Genomic DNA, 17,114 nt, shown 5'->3' with positions numbered 1-17,114 from the left:
ACACGCCGGGCAGGGCATGGGCCGCGTCGGCGTTGTGGATGTCCAGGTTCGGGTTGTGGTGGAGGAGCCGCTGGGGTCAGGGTGCGGTCGGGCCGGGACAGACTTCCGAAGGGCTGGGCCGACCGGAGATGAAGGCGGCCGCGACTGCTGCGGCCGCCTCCACACCTCTGTTCAGCCTCGGGTCCAGCGTTGGTTGACGCCGGTGTGGCAGGTCCACACGATCACCGCAGCGCCGTTGGCGGTGCTGCCGCCGTCGACGTCCAGGCAGAGTCCGGTCTGGACGTTACTGACGGTTCCGTCGGTGTTCACGTTCCATTGCTGGTTCGCGCCGCCGGTGCAGTCCCAGATCCGTGCTCGGGCACCGGAGGCGGCGTCGCCCGGCACGTCCAGGCATCTGCCCATCACCCGAAGGGTCTGTCCGGCCTGAGTGAACTGCTGGTTGGCGCCGGTGTGGCAGTCCCAGATGATCATCTGGGCGCCGTTGGACGAGTTGGCACCGCTGACGTCCAGGCATCGGTCGGCGGACTGGCTCCGCAGCCGGAACGTGGTCGGGTTCGGGGGAGTCGGGTTCGGGGCAGCACCTGTGAAGAAGCTCCAGATCTCTCCCTTGACCCAGCTCCTGGCGCCGCTCTCACAGCCGGCGCACCCGTCCACGGGGCCCTGCTGGTGACCTCCGTCGAACGCCGCCCAGACGACCGGATACCCCTCTCGGCAGCCCGAGTAAGCGGTGGTGATGTGGGTGCGGCTGCCCGACGCGGGCTCCCGCGGGTTCTGGGGAGTGCAGCCGTTGTTCCTGACGAACCTGTCCCGCATGCCGCGGCCGGCGCCGATGTTGTCGTTGATGCCGTGGATTCCCATGTACGCGAAGGGCTGGGTCCCCCCGCTGCACCCGCTGATCCCCCCGGGCGCGGCTATCGCGGCGACCGCACGGAAGACGTTCGGCCTGGCACATGCGAGTGCGTAGCTCATGGCTCCGCCGTAGCTGAAGCCGAGGGCGAAGCGCTGCGTGGTGTCGACACAGAGGTCGTTGTCGATACGCCTGATCATGTCGTCGACGAAGGTCACGTCCTCGCCGCCGGAGTTGCCCCAGCCGTTGTTGAGGCCCTGCGGAGCTACGAAGATCGCGCTGTTGTTCGCCAGTCGCCGGAGTCCGTAGTGGGCGTAGACATCGCCATCGCTTCCGCCGCCGGCGACCTGCCCGGCGGTGCCGCCCAACCAGTGGAATCCGAAGACCAGTCGGTGTTGGCGGGTGTTGTCGTAGTTCTCAGGGATGCTCAGGATGAAGGAGCGATTCTTGCCGCCGCTTTGGATCGTGTGCGTACCGCTCGTCAGTGTGGGGGCACGTCCGCATCCGGCGGTCCCCGCAAGGGTGGCCCCGGCGGTGGGCGACGTGTCGGCCGCCACGCTGACTCCTGCCGCGCCGGTCATGGCCAGAGCGAGCAGTGCCGCTGACACGACTCGCCCGAACAACCATCTGTGGATCGACATCATGCGACTCCCTCGCTGCTCGGTGACATGGCTCTGACTGGTCGGTGGGACCGCAGTTCGCCCGGGGGCTGGATGCGGTGGAGTTGGAATCGCTGGTTGGTGCTGCCGGTGGCTGCCCACTGGGAGATGCGGGCTCCGTCAGCGGTGGAGGCCTCCCACACGTCCAGGGCGAGGCGGCTCTGCCGGTTGACCAGACTGATCACGCCACCGCCGTGGTCGACTGTCCGCCACTGCTGGCCGGTGGTGCTGGTGTCCGGCTGCTGGGTGATGTCGGCGCCGCTGCTGCTACTGGAGGCGTGCAGGAACAGACCACTGTGCCCGAGCCGGATCTTGTAGTGCCCGCCGTCGGAGGGCAGGAACTCGAAGTGCTGGTCGGGACCGGTGGTGATCTGCCACTGGATGAGCCGCGCACCGGCGGCCGTGGACGCGCCGTTGATGGCGGCGGCCTTGCCGCTGTGCTGGGCCACCAGCCGGTAGGCCACGCCGGCCTCCACCGGCCCAGACCCGGGTGCGGACGCGCGGTAGGTGCGGCCGGCCTGGCCGGCGAACTCGATGAGATCGGCCTCGAGCCGCTTCGGCTGGACCGGCGCGCCGCTCGATTCGTCCCGCAGGGTGAAGTCGCCGGCGAAGATCCGGCTGCGTACCCGGACGGCACCGGTTCGGTCGGGTGTGACGACGAACTCGGTCCGGCCGCTGCTCCACTCAGCGCCGACGGTGTATCCGCCGCGGCCGCGCAGTCCGCTCACGCGCCCGGTGGGCCAGGCGGCCGGCAGCGCCGGCAGCACGTGCAGTTCGCCGTTGTGGCTCTGCAGCAGCATCTCCGCGATGCCCGAGGTGGCGCCGAAGTTGCCGTCGATCTGGAAGGGCGGGTGCAGGTCGAACATGTTGGGCGCGAGCCGGTCCGTCCGCACCAGGTCCCGGATCAGCTTGTGGGCCCGGGCTCCGTCCTCCATCCGGGCCCAGAAGTTGATCTTCCATGCGAGCGACCATCCCGTCCCGTCGTCACCGCGCAGTTCCAGCGTCCGCCGCGCGGCCTCGTGCAACTGGGGTGTCCCGCGCTTGGTGATCTGGTTGCTCGGATGCAGACCGTACAGGTGGGAGACGTGCCGGTGAGTTCGCTCGGTCTCCACCCAGTCGGCCAGCCACTCCTGGATGTTGCCCCGGGAGCCGACCCGCGTCGGCGCCAGCCGGTCCCGGGCCGCCAGTGCCTGAGCGCGGAAGGCGGCGTCCACGCCGAGGACTTCGCCGGCGCGGGCGACGCTGTTGAAGAGGTCGCGCAGGATCTGGTTGTCCATGGTGGGCCCGGCGCAGACGGTGGCGTTCGCGTGGTGTGCGAGCTCCGGCGAGTTCGACGGGTTGGTGACCAGGTGTCCGAGCGCCGGGTGGGCGACCAGGGTGTCGAGGAAGAACTGGGCGGCGCCCTTCAGGGCCGGATAGTTCGAGCGGAGGAAGTCGATGTCACCGGTGAACAGGTAGTGGTCCCAGATCAGGGTGGCCAGCCATGCGCCACCGGTCTGCCACATCCCCCACTGCGCTCCGTCGACGACCGAGGCGCCCCGCCACGCGTCGGTGTTGTGGTGCGTCACCCAGCCGCCGGCGCCGTACTGCGCCTGGGCCACCCGGGCGCCGGTCACGGTCAGGTCGCCGATCATGTCGAAGACCGGGCGGAAGCACTCGGACAGGTTCGTCGTGTCGGCGGGCCAGTAGTTCATCGGCAGGTTGGCGTTGATGGTGAACTTCGAGTCCCAGGACGGAGCCATCTGGTCGTTCCAGATGCCCTGGAGGTTCGCCGGCTGGGTGCCCGGCCGCGAGGACGAGATGAGCAGATACCGGCCGAACTGGAACAACAGGGCGGAGAACTGCGGGTCGTTCACCTGCGCGTGCTGTGCGATCCGTACATCGGTCGGCTGGTCGGCCGCCGCCGTACGTCCCAGATCGACCGACACCCGATTGAACAGCGCCTGATAGTCGGCGCGATGCCGGCTGCGCAGTCCGTCGATGCCGACGTCGCGGGCAGCGTTGAGGCGGCTTCGCGCGATCCCCTGGTAGTCGCCGTCGACCTTCCGGAAGTTGACGTAGCTGGAGCCGATCGACACCAGCACCGTCACGCTGGTGGCGCCAGAGACCCGCAGCGTGCCGCCCGAACTGCTGACCGTGCCGCCCGTCACGGCGGCGTGGGCCAGAGCGAGGAACCGGACCCGCCCGGCGATGCCCTCCATGGCGCCGGAGATGCCGTCGAGGGCGATCGTGGCCCCGTCCGGGCTGGACACCGTGGTCCGTTGTGGGCTGTCGAATGTGGCCGTGAAGGCGATGGAGTTGGCCCGGTCGGCCGTCAGCCGGACCACGATCACCTGGTCGGGTGCGCTGGCGAACACCTCACGCTGGTACCGCACGCCGTTCAGCACGTAGGTCGTGGTGGCCGTGGCGGTGGTGAGGTCCAGCGTCCGGTTGTACTGCGACGCCCCGCTGGCGCTGCCGAAGGAGAGCCGAAGGTTTCCGACCGGCTGGTAGGCCAGCTGTCCGGCCGGGCTGCCCAGCATCGTCTGATTGATCAGGTCCTGCGCCGGCCCCCACTGATCCGCGAAGACCCGCCGTCGGATCTCCGCGATGTTGGCCGCGCCGCGGGTGTTGGCGGAGTCGTACGGACCGCCGGCCCAGACGGTGTCCTCGTTGAGCTGCAGCCGTTCGGTGTCGACGTTGCCGAACACCATCGCGCCGAGACGCCCGTTGCCGATCGGCAGTGCCCGCAGCCAGTCCGCGCCGGCCGGCTTGTCGTACCACAGGGCGAGGTCGTCGGCGGCCAGAACCTCCGGCGGTGCGGCCGAGCCGCCCCTGGCAACGGCCGTCCACCCACCCGACACGATCCCTGCTCCAGCCGCCGCCCCGGCGGCGAGAAACCGTCTGCGTGTCACTTCGGACATGTCGTTCTCCCTTCACGGACTGGAGCAGGTCACTGACTTGGGTGATGACGAACCGCCGGTGAGAAGGGCGACGCCCGCACGCCGGCTTCTCCGGCGAGCCGCAGGCCGTTGCCATCGGCTCGGCCGCGGCTGGCGGTCACCGTCCACCGTGTCCGCCGAGCCGGGCGTCGCGTCGCGCGTCAGCGTTCTGGATCTGCCATTTCTGGTTGTCGCCGCCCCAGCACGTCCACAGCTGCACCTTGAAGGTGGCGGTGTTGACGTCGAGGCAGAGGCCGGAGTGAACGCTGCGGACGGTGCCGTCAGTGCCCACCGTCCAACGCTGGTTGTCGCCCCCGTTGCACGCCCACGTGCCGACCACGGCGCCGTTCGTCGTCCCGCTGCTGTACGCATCCAGGCACTTCTGGCCCCCGAGTGCGGTGATCTGTCCGCCGGCCGTCAAGGTCCACTGCCGGCCGACCGTGTTGACGCAGGTGTCCACCTGGACCTGGATGTTCGCCGTGGTCCCGCCGGGGATGTCCAGACAGCGCCCGGTGCCGACGTTGCGCAGCAGGCGGGTCGGGGCCGGGACGTCGCCGTCCAAGCCCCAGCCGTACCGGAGGCGCTCGCGGCCGCTGGCGCTGGAGGTGCTGAGCGTGAGGTTGGTACCGGTGCCGTGCAGTTTCTGCATGGCATACCAGTCGTCATCCTGGCCGGCGCGTATCTTTCCGCCCAGTCCGGGCCAGTAGATGGAGCCGATCCGCAGTTCCCGGAGCACCGTGGTGGTGGCCCGGAAGTAGCGCACGAAGTTGTCGGTGCTGCCGGCGTCGTGGTAGTTGAGCCCGGTATCCATCGGCGCGCCGAACTCGTCGACGACAGTGCGGTCGGCGCAGGAGCCGATCGCGTTCCGCAGGTACGCCACCCACTGGTCGTAGGTCTTCGCGCCGCTGAAGAACGTGTAGTGGTGCAGCGACAGGAACGTCCCGTCGAGGCGGCGGTCGGCGCACATGGATTTGATGTCGGTGTTCAGGCCGGCGCCGCTGACGAAGATGCGGTTCCGGGGAATCGACGGGTGGCCGCTGATCCAGTTGCCCACCACGTTCGCCCACTCGCCGGCGCTGTGCCCCGCCGGTTCGTTCATCGGCTCGAAGTAGACGAGGCTGTTGGTGCCGTACCGGGCAAGCACGGTGTTCCACATGGTGTCGAAGGCGCCCGGGTTGACGATGCGACCGTCGCGGGCGGCCACCCCGTCCTCCCAGTAGGAGAGGACGACCTTGAATCCCTTCGCGGTGGCCGCGTCTATCGCGCCCGTGTACGCGCTCCACCAGCTCGTGCCGACTGTGTAGGTGTTGATCGGGAGCCGAACGGTGTTGGCGCCGAGGTTGTTCTCGAAGCCGGTGTAGACGGCGTTGGCTTTCGCCACGACCGTCTGGTAGCTGTCGGAGCCGCTCAACCCGTGCAGGACCAGCGGTCCACCGTGGAAGTTGTCACCGAGCCGGGCCCAGTTGACGCCGCGGAACTGGGCGGTGTCGGCGGCGGCCGGCGAGGCGCTCTGGGGCTCGACGACCGCGAGCGCGCCGAGAGCGGCCAGGATGCAGGCGAGCGCCCGGGCGAGGTAGCGCCGGCGATGGGTGTGCGGCATGGTCGTGCCTTCCCGGTTGGCGGTGTGGTCACGTCTGCGCTGTGCGGAATCCGTTGACGTCGGCCGCCTGCCGGCAGCCGGCCGAGCCGGCGCGGAGCTTGCCCTCTCCGCGCCGGCCCCCTCCCAGATCGCTCGCGCAGTGAGCATGTCAGCGTCATGCCTCTGCCGTAGCGCCTGGAAAGCCTCGCTCCCCGGCTTCGCCCGGATCTCCGGTCAGCAGGTGGAGTTGGTCTGGGTGAGTAGCCCCGCCCCGCACGGCTGGGAGATGCAGTCGCCGCCGGCGTTGGGGGTCGTCCATGCCCTGGTACAGGAACTGCAACTGGCAATCCGTAGATCGATTTCGGATGCCGATTTCACAGGTCGTGAATGGGGAACGTCACGCGTCGACGACTAGAAGATTGCCAGATTGCCATGGCCTATTCAAGAGGGAATCGTCAATTAATATCGACCTGATCCGTCGCGCAACTAACCGGAAAAGCAAGACTGTTGACGGCCTCCCGTCATAACATTTTCGGACGGCGAATCGGAGTGGCGGACGGGTGTAAATCGCGGCAGTTCTCGTTATCGGCGGCCTGCTTGAACAGTCACATTCGCCGTAGCGCCGAAAAGCACGCCGCCGTCGCCGAACGCGATGACCTGGGTGCCGACTCGACTCCCCTCACGACGGCATTCTCGGTCACCCCGGCGAGCGCAGGTTTGCCGAGCACCGACGCCGACCGCGCCGACGGGACGGGGAGCATCGCCAAGGCGACGATCAGCCGCTCAAGGGGCACCAGTTCGTCGGCGGCCCGGCCGCAGTCCGCACAGGATCGAGTGTGCCGCCGGGTGAGGCGCTTACGCCACAGCGTGCTCGGTACGCCGTCCCAGCCCCCCAGCGCGGCGGTCAGCTGCGGGCGCCGGGGGCTGGCTTCCAGCGCGGCGACGAGTGACCGGCTCAGCTCCGGCTGGTTGCGCATCCGCTGGACGCGCACACCCGCGTGAGCCACGCTCGTTCCCAGCGCCGCCGCGAGCTCCGCCCTCGTCAGCCGGCCCACGAGCCCGTACACGTTGCCGCGGGCGAGGCCGCCCCCGGTGCCGCGCACGCCGCCACCCTCGGGTTCGCACGCACGATCGACTCGGGCGCGGCCGACTGGTAATGCTCGGCGGCTCATAATCGCCCCAGCCATCCGCCATCAACGGGAAGAACGGTGCCGTCGACAAGGTCCGAGGCCGAGGAGGCCAGGCACACCGTGGCCGCGGCCAGATCGTCGGCGCGTCTCCAGCGACCGGCCGGGATCGGGCGGCCAAGGATCGCCTGGTCGCGCCTGGGGTCCGCGCGTAACGCCTCGGTGTTGTCGGTGGCGATGCAGCCCGGCGCGATGGCGTTGACGTTGACGTCGCGCCCGCCCCACTCCTTCGCCGGGGCCGGCGCCTCGGCGGCCCTGCTCGCGATCTCGAGGGTGCGGGCCCCGCGGTGGACAACGGCCTTCATCGATCCTCCATCCTCATGGTGTCGAACGTCCCTTCCGCGGTGGATCGGCATGGTCCCGGGGTGACCGCGAGCAACCGACGGCCGGCCTGCTCCGGCCGTATGTGCGGTCCGTCGGGTGTGTGTGCCGTTCGCTGACGGGCCGCGGTCATCACCGTTTCGTCGATCCGGATGCCCAGGCCCGGCGTGTCGCCGAGCACGAAGGCGCCGTCCTCGACCTGCAGGTCCATCGCGACGCCGATCGGCGGCTGCAGGCCCTGCAGTTCGCTGACGAGGTGGTTGGGCACCGACGTCGCGGCGTGCAGCAGCGCGACAGGCGTGTTGCCGATCGGGCTGACCGGCAGGTCGTAGGCGTGCGCCAGCGCGGCGACACGCAGGAAGTGGGTGACTCCCCAGACCGCGGCCGTCTGGACGACGTCGACGCCTCCGGCCGCGATCAGCGGGCGGAACTGCTCGAGGCCGGTGAGGTTCTCCCCACTGGCGACCGCCGTCCGTACGCCACGGCTGACAGCGGCCAGGCCGTCGGCGTCCCAGCGCCGGACCGGTTCCTCGATCCAGGTCAGGTCGAGTGTGCGTTCCAGTTCAGCGACGTGGCGTACCGCCTGCTTGCGGCTCCAGGACTCGTTCACATCCAGCATGAGCCCTGGCCGGGTCCCGTGCGCGGCCTCGGTCAACACCTCGCGTACGAGCAACAGCCGGTGCCGGTCACACTCGATGTCCAGGCCGCCCTTGAGCTTCGCCGCCCTCAGACCGCGTTCGGCATAGGCCCGGTAGGTGGCGACGAGTTCGTCGTCGGTGAGCCCGATGTCCAGGCCGGAGGCGTAGGCGTGGACCATGCGGTCGTCGCCGCCGAGCAACCGCCACAGCGGCTCGCCCACGGCCTGTGCCTTGATGTCCCACAACGCCGTGTCGAACGCGCCGATCGTGCCGAACACCACGCCGGCATGCCCGGCTTTGAAGGTGTGCCGCAGCATGCGGTCGTAGAGGGCCGTCACCGCGCGCGGGTCCTGGCCGTCGATGGCGGCGAAGATCGCCTCGGCTTCCACGTGCGGTCCCAGGCCGACTCCGGTGATCCCCTCATCGGTCTCGACGACGACGACCGGCACGGGCACGACGCCGTCGGCGTAGACGCCGTTGGCATCACCGACAGGTCGGCCCCATCGCTGCGCCGTCGTCAGGGTTCTGTACCCGGTGATGCGCATGCGTCAGCCCTTCGTCGCGCCGGCCGTCACGCCGTCGGCGATCTGGCGTTGCAGGAACAGGTAGGTCACCAACACGGGGAGCCCGGCGATCAGGACACCGGCCGCGAAGGTGGGGATGTCGGCGGAGTACTGGCCGCGCAGTGCGGTGATGCCCACCATCAGGGTGCGATGGTCGGCCGACGGCATCATCAGCAGCGAGATGAGCACGTCGTTCCAGCAGAACAGCGCGTCGAGGATGCCCACCGACAGCAGTGCCGGAGCGCCCATCGGCAGCATGATCCGCCGGTAGACGCCGTACAGGGTGTTGCCGTCGATCCGTGCGGCGTCGACGAGTTCGGTGGGCACCGCTCGGTAGTAGCTCGTCATCAGGAAGACGGTGAACGGCAGGAACTGCGCGACGTAGGCGAGGATCAGCCCCGGATAGGTGTCGATGAGACCGCCGTCGGCCATGATCCTGGCCAGCGGCACCATGATCACCTGGAACGGGATGAACAGGGCCGCGAGGCAGATCAGAGCCAGCGCGGACGAGCCACGGAACCGCACCCGGGCCAGCGCGAACCCGGCCATGGACCCGATGAGCAGCAACAGCGCTACGGCGCAGGCCACCACGATCACGGAGTTGAGGAAGTACCGCCCCATGCCGACGCTGTTCCACGCGGTGCTGAGGTTGTCCCACCTGAGGGTGCTTGCCAGGGAGAACCGGTCGAGGACGTATTCCCGGCGGGTCTTCATCGCGACGTTGGCGGTGAACAGCAGCGGGTAGATCGTCGCCAGGGCGAGGAGCACCATCGGCACGGCGACCAGCCATCTGCTCGGTCCTAGGCGGGACATCAGTCCTCCCTCCCCGCCCGGCGCAGCAGGCCGACCTGCAGCAGACCCACGACCAGCATGATGAGGAAGAGGACTGTGGACGCGGCCGACGCGAGCGCCGGGCGGCTCATCTGCCCCTGTTGGACCCAGATGTAGTACTCCGGCAGGTAGGTCGCCCCTTCCGGGCCACCGCTGGTCATGACGTAGAGCAACCCGAACATCGAGGTCAGCATCCCGATCATCGTGGTGACGACGACGAACTGGATGGTGCGGGACAGCCCCGGGATGATGACGTGCCAGATCATCCGCGCGAGCGAGGCGCCGTCGACCCGGGCGGCGTCCACAAGTGCGGAGTCCAGGGTCGCGAACCCGGCCAGGAACACCACCAGCGCCATCCCTGACGTCGCCCAGATGTGCACGCCGACGACGGCGAACATGGCTACGTCGGGATCGCCGAGCCAGTCCACCGGGCCGAGCCCCGAGCCGCCGAGCACGGCGTTCAGCGGACCGTCGAAGGCCAGGAGCAGGTTGAAGATCGCGCCGACGATCACCGGTGAGAGCACAGCCGGGAAGAAGTAGACGCTCCGGAAGATCGAGTGTCCTGGGACCCGCAGATAGATGAAGGTGGCGAGCAGTCCCGGGATCGCGACCGCGACCGGCAGCAGCAGCACCAGCAGTCCGACGTTGCGCAGCGCGGTGCGGAACAGCGGGTCGTCGATGAGCTCCGCGTAGTTGTCGAACCCCACCGTGGCGCCGTTGTGTTCGCCGTCACCGGTGAAGGAGAAGTTGACACCCAGTCCCAGTGGCCAGAGCCGGAGCACCACGATGATCAGGACAGCGGGAGCGACCAGGACGTAGGGAGCGAGGCGATCGGCGCGCCGGCCGCCCCGGACTCGCGGAGACTTCGACGCAGGGCCGCGGCCACCTACCGCCTCACCTGCTCGCGTCCCCTCGGGCGGCCCTGCTTGAGCGGCGCTGACCGACGAACCGTCGGGTGACATGGCCTCAGCCCGCCTGGTCGGACGCCGCCAGCTGCTTGACCGCAGCGTCGACCGTGACCGATCCGCTCAGCAGTTGCTGGGACAGCCGCCCCATCAGGTCTACCGTCTTGGACGGCAGGGCCACATGCAGGGCGGGCTTGCCACGGTCGATCTCGGACACGATCGTGGCGACGGCCGGGCCGGCGCTCGAGACGTCCACGGTGCGGTCGGCCGCGATGGCGCCCGCGTCGGTGTGGAACGACTTCAGTGCGTCGGTCGAGGTCAGGGAGCGCACCAGGTCGGCGGCGACCTCGGGGTCCTTGGTCCACTTCGCGACGGCGTAGCCGATGCCGCCGTCGTAGGGAAGGCTCGGCGTGGCACCGGCCGTGACGACCGGCGACTCCATGACGCCGACATCGTCGGCGTCGAGGAATTCGGCGAAGTCCTTCCAGTGGCCGATGTCCGACATCAACCCGATGACGTGGGCGGCCTTGTTGGACTGGAACACCGCGAACGCGTCGTTGAACATCGCCGTCGAGTTCACCCCGTCGTTGTTCAGGCCTTTCTCGTCGGCCTCTTTCCAGAGCGCGAAGACCCGCTTGACCGCTGGTGAAGACCAGTCTCGTTCGCCGGCGATCCAGTCGTCGTACTCCGTGGGCGACAGGACGCCCGAGCCGAGCCCGGACAGGAAGAACTGGATGCCGATGCCTTCCTTGTTGCCCTGCGCGAAGCACCTGGCACCGGTCGCCTTGGTGATGGTCCGGCAGTTGGCGAGAAACTCGTCCCAGCTGGTGGCCGGCTTCTCCGGGTCCAGCCCTGCCTTCCGGTAGAGCGACTTGTTGTAGTAGATCGGGTGACCTTGCAAGGTCACCGGAGCGGCGTAGGTCTTGCTGTCCTTGGTGAAGGCCTCCCACCCGGCCAGCCGCTTCCTGTCATCACGGAGGTACTCGTCCAACGGCAGAAGGGAGTCCGCGCGGTCACGGATCTGCCCGCCGCCGTTGAAGAGCATGACGTCCGGCCCCTTGCCGGCTTGGATGGCGGCCCCGAGCAGGGTGTAGTACTGCTCGAACGGCTGCGCGACGAACTCGACCGTCACGCCGGGGTGCTGCTCGGCGAAGTCGGCCTTGGCCTTCTTGATGTAGGAGGACGCTGCGGCGTCGCCGGACTTCCAGTCCCAGACGACGAGCTTGCCCTTCGAACCACCGGACGCCGCATCCGGGTCGGAGGCGCTTCCGCAGCCGGCTAAGACAACGAGCCCGGCAACCAGGATCGCCGACCACGGTGTTCGCTGCTTCATTGCTGCCCCGCTCTCCTGAGGTGGCCGGCTGCCCGGCAGTTGAGGTTGAGGAGGAACGCAACTCGTATGACGTGTGTAACTCGTATGACGTATGACGTCAACCGGATGCCGTATAATAGGCCAGCATCCGTGGTACGACGCGGTTCCCGGGGGGTGCCATGACGGCAGTACCGCAGTCATCCACAGAGGCTTCCGAGGCCCCCGCCTGGAGTCGGCGCCCGGCGAATCTTGCCGCCGCCGTCACGGCTGAGCTGGTGGAGCGGATCGTTCGTGGAGTCCATCCGTCCGGTTCGCCGCTGCCCCCCGAACCCGTGCTCTGCGAGACCTTCTCGGTCAGCCGCACCGTGGTCCGCGAGGCGGTGAAGATACTTCAGGAGAAGGGGCTGGTGCAGGTCCGCCAGGGCGCCGGCACGATGGTCACGCCGTCGGCGATGTGGAACATGCTTGACGAGCTGGTCCTCGGCGCGACCATCGCCGAGGACGAGAGCCTGGCCATCCTCGACCACCTCGTCGCGACCCGCCGCGTGCTGGAGTCCGACATGGCCAACGTCGCCGCCCGCCTGGCGAACGCCGAGGTGATCGAGCAGCTGCGCAGTCTGGTGGAGCGGATGGACGAGCTCGTCGACGACCCCGCTTCGTACCACGAAGAGGACCGGGCGTTCCACGACACCGTCATGCAGGCGTCGGGGAACCGCATCGGCCGTGCCGTGGTCCGTTCGCTGGAGCGGCAGGTCATCGACTCCGCCCGTTACACCGGCCGAACCGGCCGCGCCTTCTGTGTCGCGTCCAACCACGGCCATCGGCGCATCTACGAGCGGATCGCCGCGCACGACCCCAAGGGTGCGGCCGAGGCGATGTTCACCCACATCACCGAGGCGTGGGTGGTGCGCCGCAGCGGGCCGGGCGAGCCGACTCTGCTACGGCGTTGACGGCGACCGACGGTCCTGCAGCTCGCGTTGCCGACGACGAAGCTGCTGGTGCTGCGGACGACTGCACCTGTCCGGGCCTTGGCACACCCCGCTGAACGACCGGATGAGCCCGGAGGGGCCAGCGGGGGCGTGCCGCATTCAGCACGTGTCGACGGATCCACCGAGGCGCGGCGGGGGCCCGCACCCACTCGGGCCCCCGCCGCCGGCATCCGCTCCTGTCCTCAAGGAGCGGACAGACGTTGATTCCGCTGTCGCAGTGCCCACTGCTGGTTGGTGCCGCCGTTGCAGGACCAGAGGATGGTCCTGGTGCCGTTGGCGGTGCCGCCGGCGTTGGCATCGAGGCACAGTCCGGAGTGGACGCCGGTGATGGTGCCGTTGGGGTTGACGTTCCACTGCTGGTTGTTCTGGCCGTTGCAGTCCCAGATGACGACGGCGGTGCCGTTGGTGGTGCCGCGTCCGCTGGCGTCGAGGCACTTGTTTCCGTGGACGGTCAGTTGTTTGCCGGTGGTGTAGGTCCAGGTCTGGCCGGCTGCGCCGGTGCAGTCCCAGAGTTGGGTCTGGGTGCCGTTGGCGGTGCCGGCGCCGGGGACGGTCAGGCAGCGGCCGGACTGCGCGCCCACGATCTGCTGACCCGTGGGCGGCGGGGTGGTGCCCTGCGGTCCGGCGGACGCCATCACGTCCTGGGCGCCGGAAGGCCAGTTGCCATTGGTGACCGTGACATTGCCGGAGACCACGTTGCCTCGGTCCCCGTTGGTGATGTTCGTGCTGCCGTTGGTCGACCAGTTGTTGGTGACGGTCCAGTTCCCCATGTTCTCGCCACCCCAGTAGTTGGCCGTCGCCCACGTACCGGTGCTCGAGAAGACGTTGTTGGTGGCCGTGTAGTACTTCGAGCCCTCGTCGAAGTACACCCCGAAGTATCCGTTGGTCCGCAGGCAGTAGTTCCGGCTGATCTGCGCGCTCGGGTTCCATCCGAGCGTGTAGATGCAGCCACCGTCGTTCATCTGCTGCATGACATCGTGGATGTAGTTGCCGATGAGCCGGTTGTTGGACGCGGTGGTCGGCGTCGTGTAGCGCGGCTGGTAGTTGTACAGGCCGCGGTTGGCATAGTGGGTGCTGCCGCCCGCGTCGTTGGCGCCCCAGCCGTACCCGATCGACATGCCGGAGTACGGCATGTTGTAGACCTCGTTCTGGGCGACGGTGCTGTTGGTGACGTACGTGGTCAGGACGGAGACGATGCCCCGGTGGTCCGCCCCGAGGTCGTGGATGCGGTTGTTGCTGATCGTGATGTCCCTGTTGACCATGCGCTGGTCGCTGGGATGGTGGGCGTCGGCGCGCACGCCGCCCACGAGGATGCCGCCGGCCGAACTCCGGGCGATCTCCGACCGGGTCACCGTGATGTTGGCGGCACCCAGGCCGACGCCGCTGGCGTGCGCGTTGGCGTCGTTGCCGATCCCGATGGCCGTCTGGCCCAGGTTGACGAACCGGGAGTCGCTGAAGGTGATGGTGTTGGCGGCGGAGACCTGCACGGCGGCCGGCATCTGCTGCCAGTGTGGCCGGGCAGCCTCGAACTGTGTGCAGCCGTTGTGGCAGGAGTCGAAGCTCGGCCAGCTCCAGTTGCCGGAGATGTACGCGCCCGTCTGCTGGTCTGCGTAACCCTGGTTGCTGCTGGGGCCCAGCCAGCTCGTACCGGTGAAGGTGATCCCGCTGAACGTGACGTGGTGCGCCGGCTCGCTGTACGTGCCCCCGACACTCACCAGCGACTGCAGCCTCGGCAGTTCCACACTGGCAGTGCTCATGTTCTGCCCGGCCAGGGGGATGTAGTACAAGGATCCGGCCGTGGGGTTGAGGTACCACTCGCCGGGCGAGTCCAGGAACTCGTACGCGTTGGACAGGTAGAACGGACCGGCCCGGTGAGGCCGCATGAGGGTGTCGTAGCCGAAGTTGTTGTTGTTCCACGCCGGCTGCTGCATCGTGATGAAGTTCCCACTGATGCTCTGCACCGGCGAGTACCGGTCGGTGAAGGAGTTGACGCTCTCCACCTCGATCCGGCTCTGGCCGGCCAGGTTGTTCAGATAGCTCAGCGCACCGCTCGAGAACCTCATCCCGGCGCTGGAGGCCGTGAAATCGGCTCTGTTCACCTGCGTGCGTGCCCGGGTGGCGACGGCGCCGTCGACATAGAGCTGCCTGGCATCGAGACCGGCGGGCACGTCGGCCTTCCAGATGTTCCTGGCTGCGTCGGCCACCGACCAGCCGGTGACCGCCCGGGCACCGGTGATCACCGGGCGCGCCGACGGGGCGGCCCGCCACACGACCGTGTGACCGCCTGAGCCGGAGTCCTCCGCCGTCAGCCGCAGGGGTTGGGCCAGCCGGTACACACCGTCGGCCAACTGCACCACGATGTCGTCCGACATGGCGTCGTTGAGCGATCGCACCGCCGCCTGCGCGGCGGTCAGTGAGCACGGCTGCGCGCTGGAACAGTCGGTGCCGGTGCCGGACGGCGAGACGTACACCGTGTGGGGAGCTGCGGCTGCGGGCGCGGGGAACGCCATCACGGCGGTCGCGGTCAAACCGACTGTGGCGGCTCCGGCCAGCAGCCGCCTTCGTATCCTGAGAGTTGTGAACACCTTTTCTCCTTTGGCGGTTCCCGGGCGGACGGGATGAGGCGCGACCGGGCTACTCGACGTGCGGGGGTGAGGGCTCGCGGAGGGGACACGATGTTCGGGCGTGGGCGTGGGCGTTGGCGTTGCGCTTCGCTCGGTGCCCACCGCCGTACTGTCGGCGAGTCGTGCGAGGTCCGCCCCACCGCGGCGTGGACCGGGCCGCCGACGCAGGGCGCGCGCCGTTGATCGGCGGCACGGGCTTGCCGGCGTCCTCGAACGCCTCGACCGCCGCGCCCGCGACCGCCCCGGCGTCCATCCAGACGCCGTCGATCGTGCCGTACCGCTCGATGCAGTCGTTGACGATCTTCTTCGCCCTGGCCGGGTCGCCGTCGGTGAACTCGACGCCGACGACGTCGACGCCCGCCTTGTCGAAGGCGACCTTCGCCGCGGACCAACGGGTCTCCAGCACGTCGACACCGGGCAGGATGCGCAGCGCGAGCACCTTGCCGCCCCGCTTCATCTCCTGGGTGACGAACTCCGCCGCGACGTGGCCGAATCCGTAGCCGCCGATCGGGTTGACGAACGTCACCGGGCAGGTCGTGTCGACGCCGCGGTCGAAGACGATGACCGGCAGGCCCTTCCGGCAGGCGGCCTCCACGGCCGGGGTGAGCGTCGCGGTGGTGTTCGGCGAGACGATGAGCGCGTGGCAGCCCTTGTTGCCGCCGGTGGTCGGTGCGTCGCCTCCTGGTGTGGACAGCGGCGGGGCGTAGTAGACGTAGACGTGCCGGCTGATGGCGAAACCCGGGTCGATGCCGATGCCCTGCCGGCCGTCCTCGTCGTGCACGTATACGGGGATGCTGCCGATCACCGTGGTGGTGCCGTTGACGTCCGTGCGGCGCACGGTCCCGCTGCGGGCGGTGTGCAGCACCGACCGGTCGGCGAGTACGGCCAGCGACATCGGCTCACCGACCTCCGCCACCCCGCGGGCCAGTTGGACCTGCTGGAAGTCGGCGGCGTTGGAACTCGGCGGCGTTGATCGGGTGCGCCGAGACCGGGGGCGCACTGGACAAGGTTGCCATGAGAGCGGCCGCTACCAGGAGCAGAGCAGAACCGATGGCCGGCCAACGCGCGGGAACACTCTTTGCTCATGAACATGACAATGCACTCCCCTTCCTGAACAGGCGGCTGCCAGGCTTGGGGCGCGCGCTGCCGCGCCGATGCCGTAGCGAGATGTCGCCGCCTCGGCTCGCTGGAATGTGCTTCAGCAGGCGACTACGCCGAGCGGGGGCAACAGCTCGGAAACAGGAGAAGTCGATGGTTACCGCGCTGTCGGGTCACATCGACGACCGTGATGGTACACCGACAAGACTAGAAGACTTCAGCCCCATATGTCCACACTGCCCTCCGGACCGACCAAGCTTCTGGCCTGATGTGGAGCAAGTCACGAAGGGCCCGAGCCCTGTCAGGACTCGGTGCCATCTGCCACCCGGTTCGGCGGGACGCAGACGGGTGCGTGATCGCCGCCGCCCGCGCGACAATCCGGCCGAGCCCGGCCACACCTTCGCCGACCACGGAAACACCCCCTGCGCACCGCAGCCGAGGCCGCGGGACTCACCACGTCCCCCAGATCGTGGCCATCAGCCGCCCCCGGCGAAGGCGACCAGTTTCTTTACTGCGCCGGCCCGGCCGAAGTCAGCCACGCGGCCAACCAGTCCGCGACCACCCCGGGTCCGCAAGTCCTGCACATCAGTTGGAGCGCCCGGAGCGGGACGAGGAACGAGCGGGACGAGGAACGACACAT

General features: G+C 68.7%; 11 protein-coding genes and 2 pseudogenes. 1 reads left to right on the top strand and 12 read right to left on the bottom strand.

All coding sequences use genetic code 11. The annotated features are described in order from the left end of the window. Window positions 1-171: 171 nt before the first annotated feature. The 10 genes and pseudogenes from ACZ4YY_RS11080 to ACZ4YY_RS11035 form a co-directional block, all read right to left on the bottom strand. On the bottom strand, window positions 172-1,491 hold the full coding sequence (locus ACZ4YY_RS11080; RefSeq protein ID WP_468286881.1) for a ricin-type beta-trefoil lectin domain protein: 1,320 nt from the start codon (window positions 1,489-1,491) through the stop codon (window positions 172-174). Then, the gene (locus tag ACZ4YY_RS11075; protein WP_468286878.1) at window positions 1,488-4,409 is read right to left on the bottom strand and encodes a glycosyl hydrolase family 95 catalytic domain-containing protein; all 2,922 of its coding nucleotides are present in this window, start codon (window positions 4,407-4,409) and stop codon (window positions 1,488-1,490) included. Before ACZ4YY_RS11075 ends, ACZ4YY_RS11080 begins: the two co-directional genes overlap by 4 nt. 136 nt (window positions 4,410-4,545) lie before the next feature. After that, complete coding sequence (locus ACZ4YY_RS11070; protein WP_468286875.1) at window positions 4,546-6,027, bottom strand: RICIN domain-containing protein; 1,482 nt, start codon at window positions 6,025-6,027, stop codon at window positions 4,546-4,548. Between the two features lie 213 nt (window positions 6,028-6,240). Further along, window positions 6,241-6,352 (bottom strand): annotated as a pseudogene (locus ACZ4YY_RS11065) (non-reducing end alpha-L-arabinofuranosidase family hydrolase); the annotation flags it as partial. Between the two features lie 259 nt (window positions 6,353-6,611). Then, window positions 6,612-7,109 carry a hypothetical protein gene (locus tag ACZ4YY_RS11060; RefSeq protein ID WP_468286872.1) on the bottom strand — a complete coding sequence of 166 codons (498 nt, stop codon included), beginning with the start codon at window positions 7,107-7,109 and terminating at the stop codon, window positions 6,612-6,614. Between the two features lie 65 nt (window positions 7,110-7,174). Beyond that, window positions 7,175-7,432 (bottom strand): annotated as a pseudogene (locus tag ACZ4YY_RS11055) (SDR family oxidoreductase); the annotation flags it as partial. A 62-nt stretch (window positions 7,433-7,494) separates the two neighbouring features. Continuing rightward, window positions 7,495-8,697, bottom strand: coding sequence for a mandelate racemase/muconate lactonizing enzyme family protein (locus tag ACZ4YY_RS11050; RefSeq protein ID WP_468286869.1), 1,203 nt, complete (start codon window positions 8,695-8,697; stop codon window positions 7,495-7,497). Window positions 8,698-8,700: 3 nt separating this feature from the next. Next, on the bottom strand, window positions 8,701-9,528 hold the full coding sequence (locus ACZ4YY_RS11045) for a carbohydrate ABC transporter permease (RefSeq protein ID WP_468286866.1): 828 nt from the start codon (window positions 9,526-9,528) through the stop codon (window positions 8,701-8,703). After that, entirely contained in the window at window positions 9,528-10,328 is an 801-nt protein-coding gene (locus ACZ4YY_RS11040; RefSeq protein WP_468287694.1) for a carbohydrate ABC transporter permease, read from the bottom strand. Before ACZ4YY_RS11040 ends, ACZ4YY_RS11045 begins: the two co-directional genes overlap by 1 nt. A gap of 184 nt (window positions 10,329-10,512) precedes the next feature. Further along, entirely contained in the window at window positions 10,513-11,784 is a 1,272-nt protein-coding gene (locus tag ACZ4YY_RS11035; RefSeq protein ID WP_468286864.1) for an ABC transporter substrate-binding protein, read from the bottom strand. A 158-nt stretch (window positions 11,785-11,942) separates the two neighbouring features. Between ACZ4YY_RS11035 and ACZ4YY_RS11030 the strand changes: the two genes are divergently transcribed. Continuing rightward, window positions 11,943-12,713, top strand: coding sequence for a FadR/GntR family transcriptional regulator (locus ACZ4YY_RS11030; protein WP_468286861.1), 771 nt, complete (start codon window positions 11,943-11,945; stop codon window positions 12,711-12,713). A 221-nt stretch (window positions 12,714-12,934) separates the two neighbouring features. On the opposite strand, the gene ACZ4YY_RS11025 is transcribed toward ACZ4YY_RS11030, so the two are convergent. Continuing rightward, a complete protein-coding gene (locus ACZ4YY_RS11025) occupies window positions 12,935-15,262 on the bottom strand; it encodes a ricin-type beta-trefoil lectin domain protein (protein ID WP_468287691.1) in 2,328 nt (775 codons plus the stop codon). 124 nt (window positions 15,263-15,386) lie between these two features. Next, window positions 15,387-16,376 (bottom strand): substrate-binding domain-containing protein, encoded by a 990-nt coding sequence (locus ACZ4YY_RS11020; RefSeq protein WP_468286858.1) that lies wholly within the window; start codon window positions 16,374-16,376, stop codon window positions 15,387-15,389. Window positions 16,377-17,114 lie beyond the last annotated feature (738 nt).

It is taken from the genome of Streptomyces sp. NPDC030143 (genome assembly GCF_055573695.1).
This window is presented reverse-complemented; position numbering and strand designations above follow the sequence as displayed.

Bases quoted from the DNA above. Each gene is read 5' to 3' on its own strand.
- ACZ4YY_RS11080 (WP_468286881.1), bottom strand. From the start codon at position 1,491: ATGATGTCGATCCACAGATGGTTGTTCGGGCGAGTCGTGTCAGCGGCA.
- ACZ4YY_RS11075 (WP_468286878.1), bottom strand. From the start codon at position 4,409: ATGTCCGAAGTGACACGCAGACGGTTTCTCGCCGCCGGGGCGGCGGCT.
- ACZ4YY_RS11070 (WP_468286875.1), bottom strand. From the start codon at position 6,027: ATGCCGCACACCCATCGCCGGCGCTACCTCGCCCGGGCGCTCGCCTGC.
- ACZ4YY_RS11050 (WP_468286869.1), bottom strand. From the start codon at position 8,697: ATGCGCATCACCGGGTACAGAACCCTGACGACGGCGCAGCGATGGGGC.
- ACZ4YY_RS11045 (WP_468286866.1), bottom strand. From the start codon at position 9,528: ATGTCCCGCCTAGGACCGAGCAGATGGCTGGTCGCCGTGCCGATGGTG.
- ACZ4YY_RS11035 (WP_468286864.1), bottom strand. From the start codon at position 11,784: ATGAAGCAGCGAACACCGTGGTCGGCGATCCTGGTTGCCGGGCTCGTT.
- ACZ4YY_RS11030 (WP_468286861.1), top strand. From the start codon at position 11,943: ATGACGGCAGTACCGCAGTCATCCACAGAGGCTTCCGAGGCCCCCGCC.
- ACZ4YY_RS11025 (WP_468287691.1), bottom strand. From the start codon at position 15,262: ATGGCGTTCCCCGCGCCCGCAGCCGCAGCTCCCCACACGGTGTACGTC.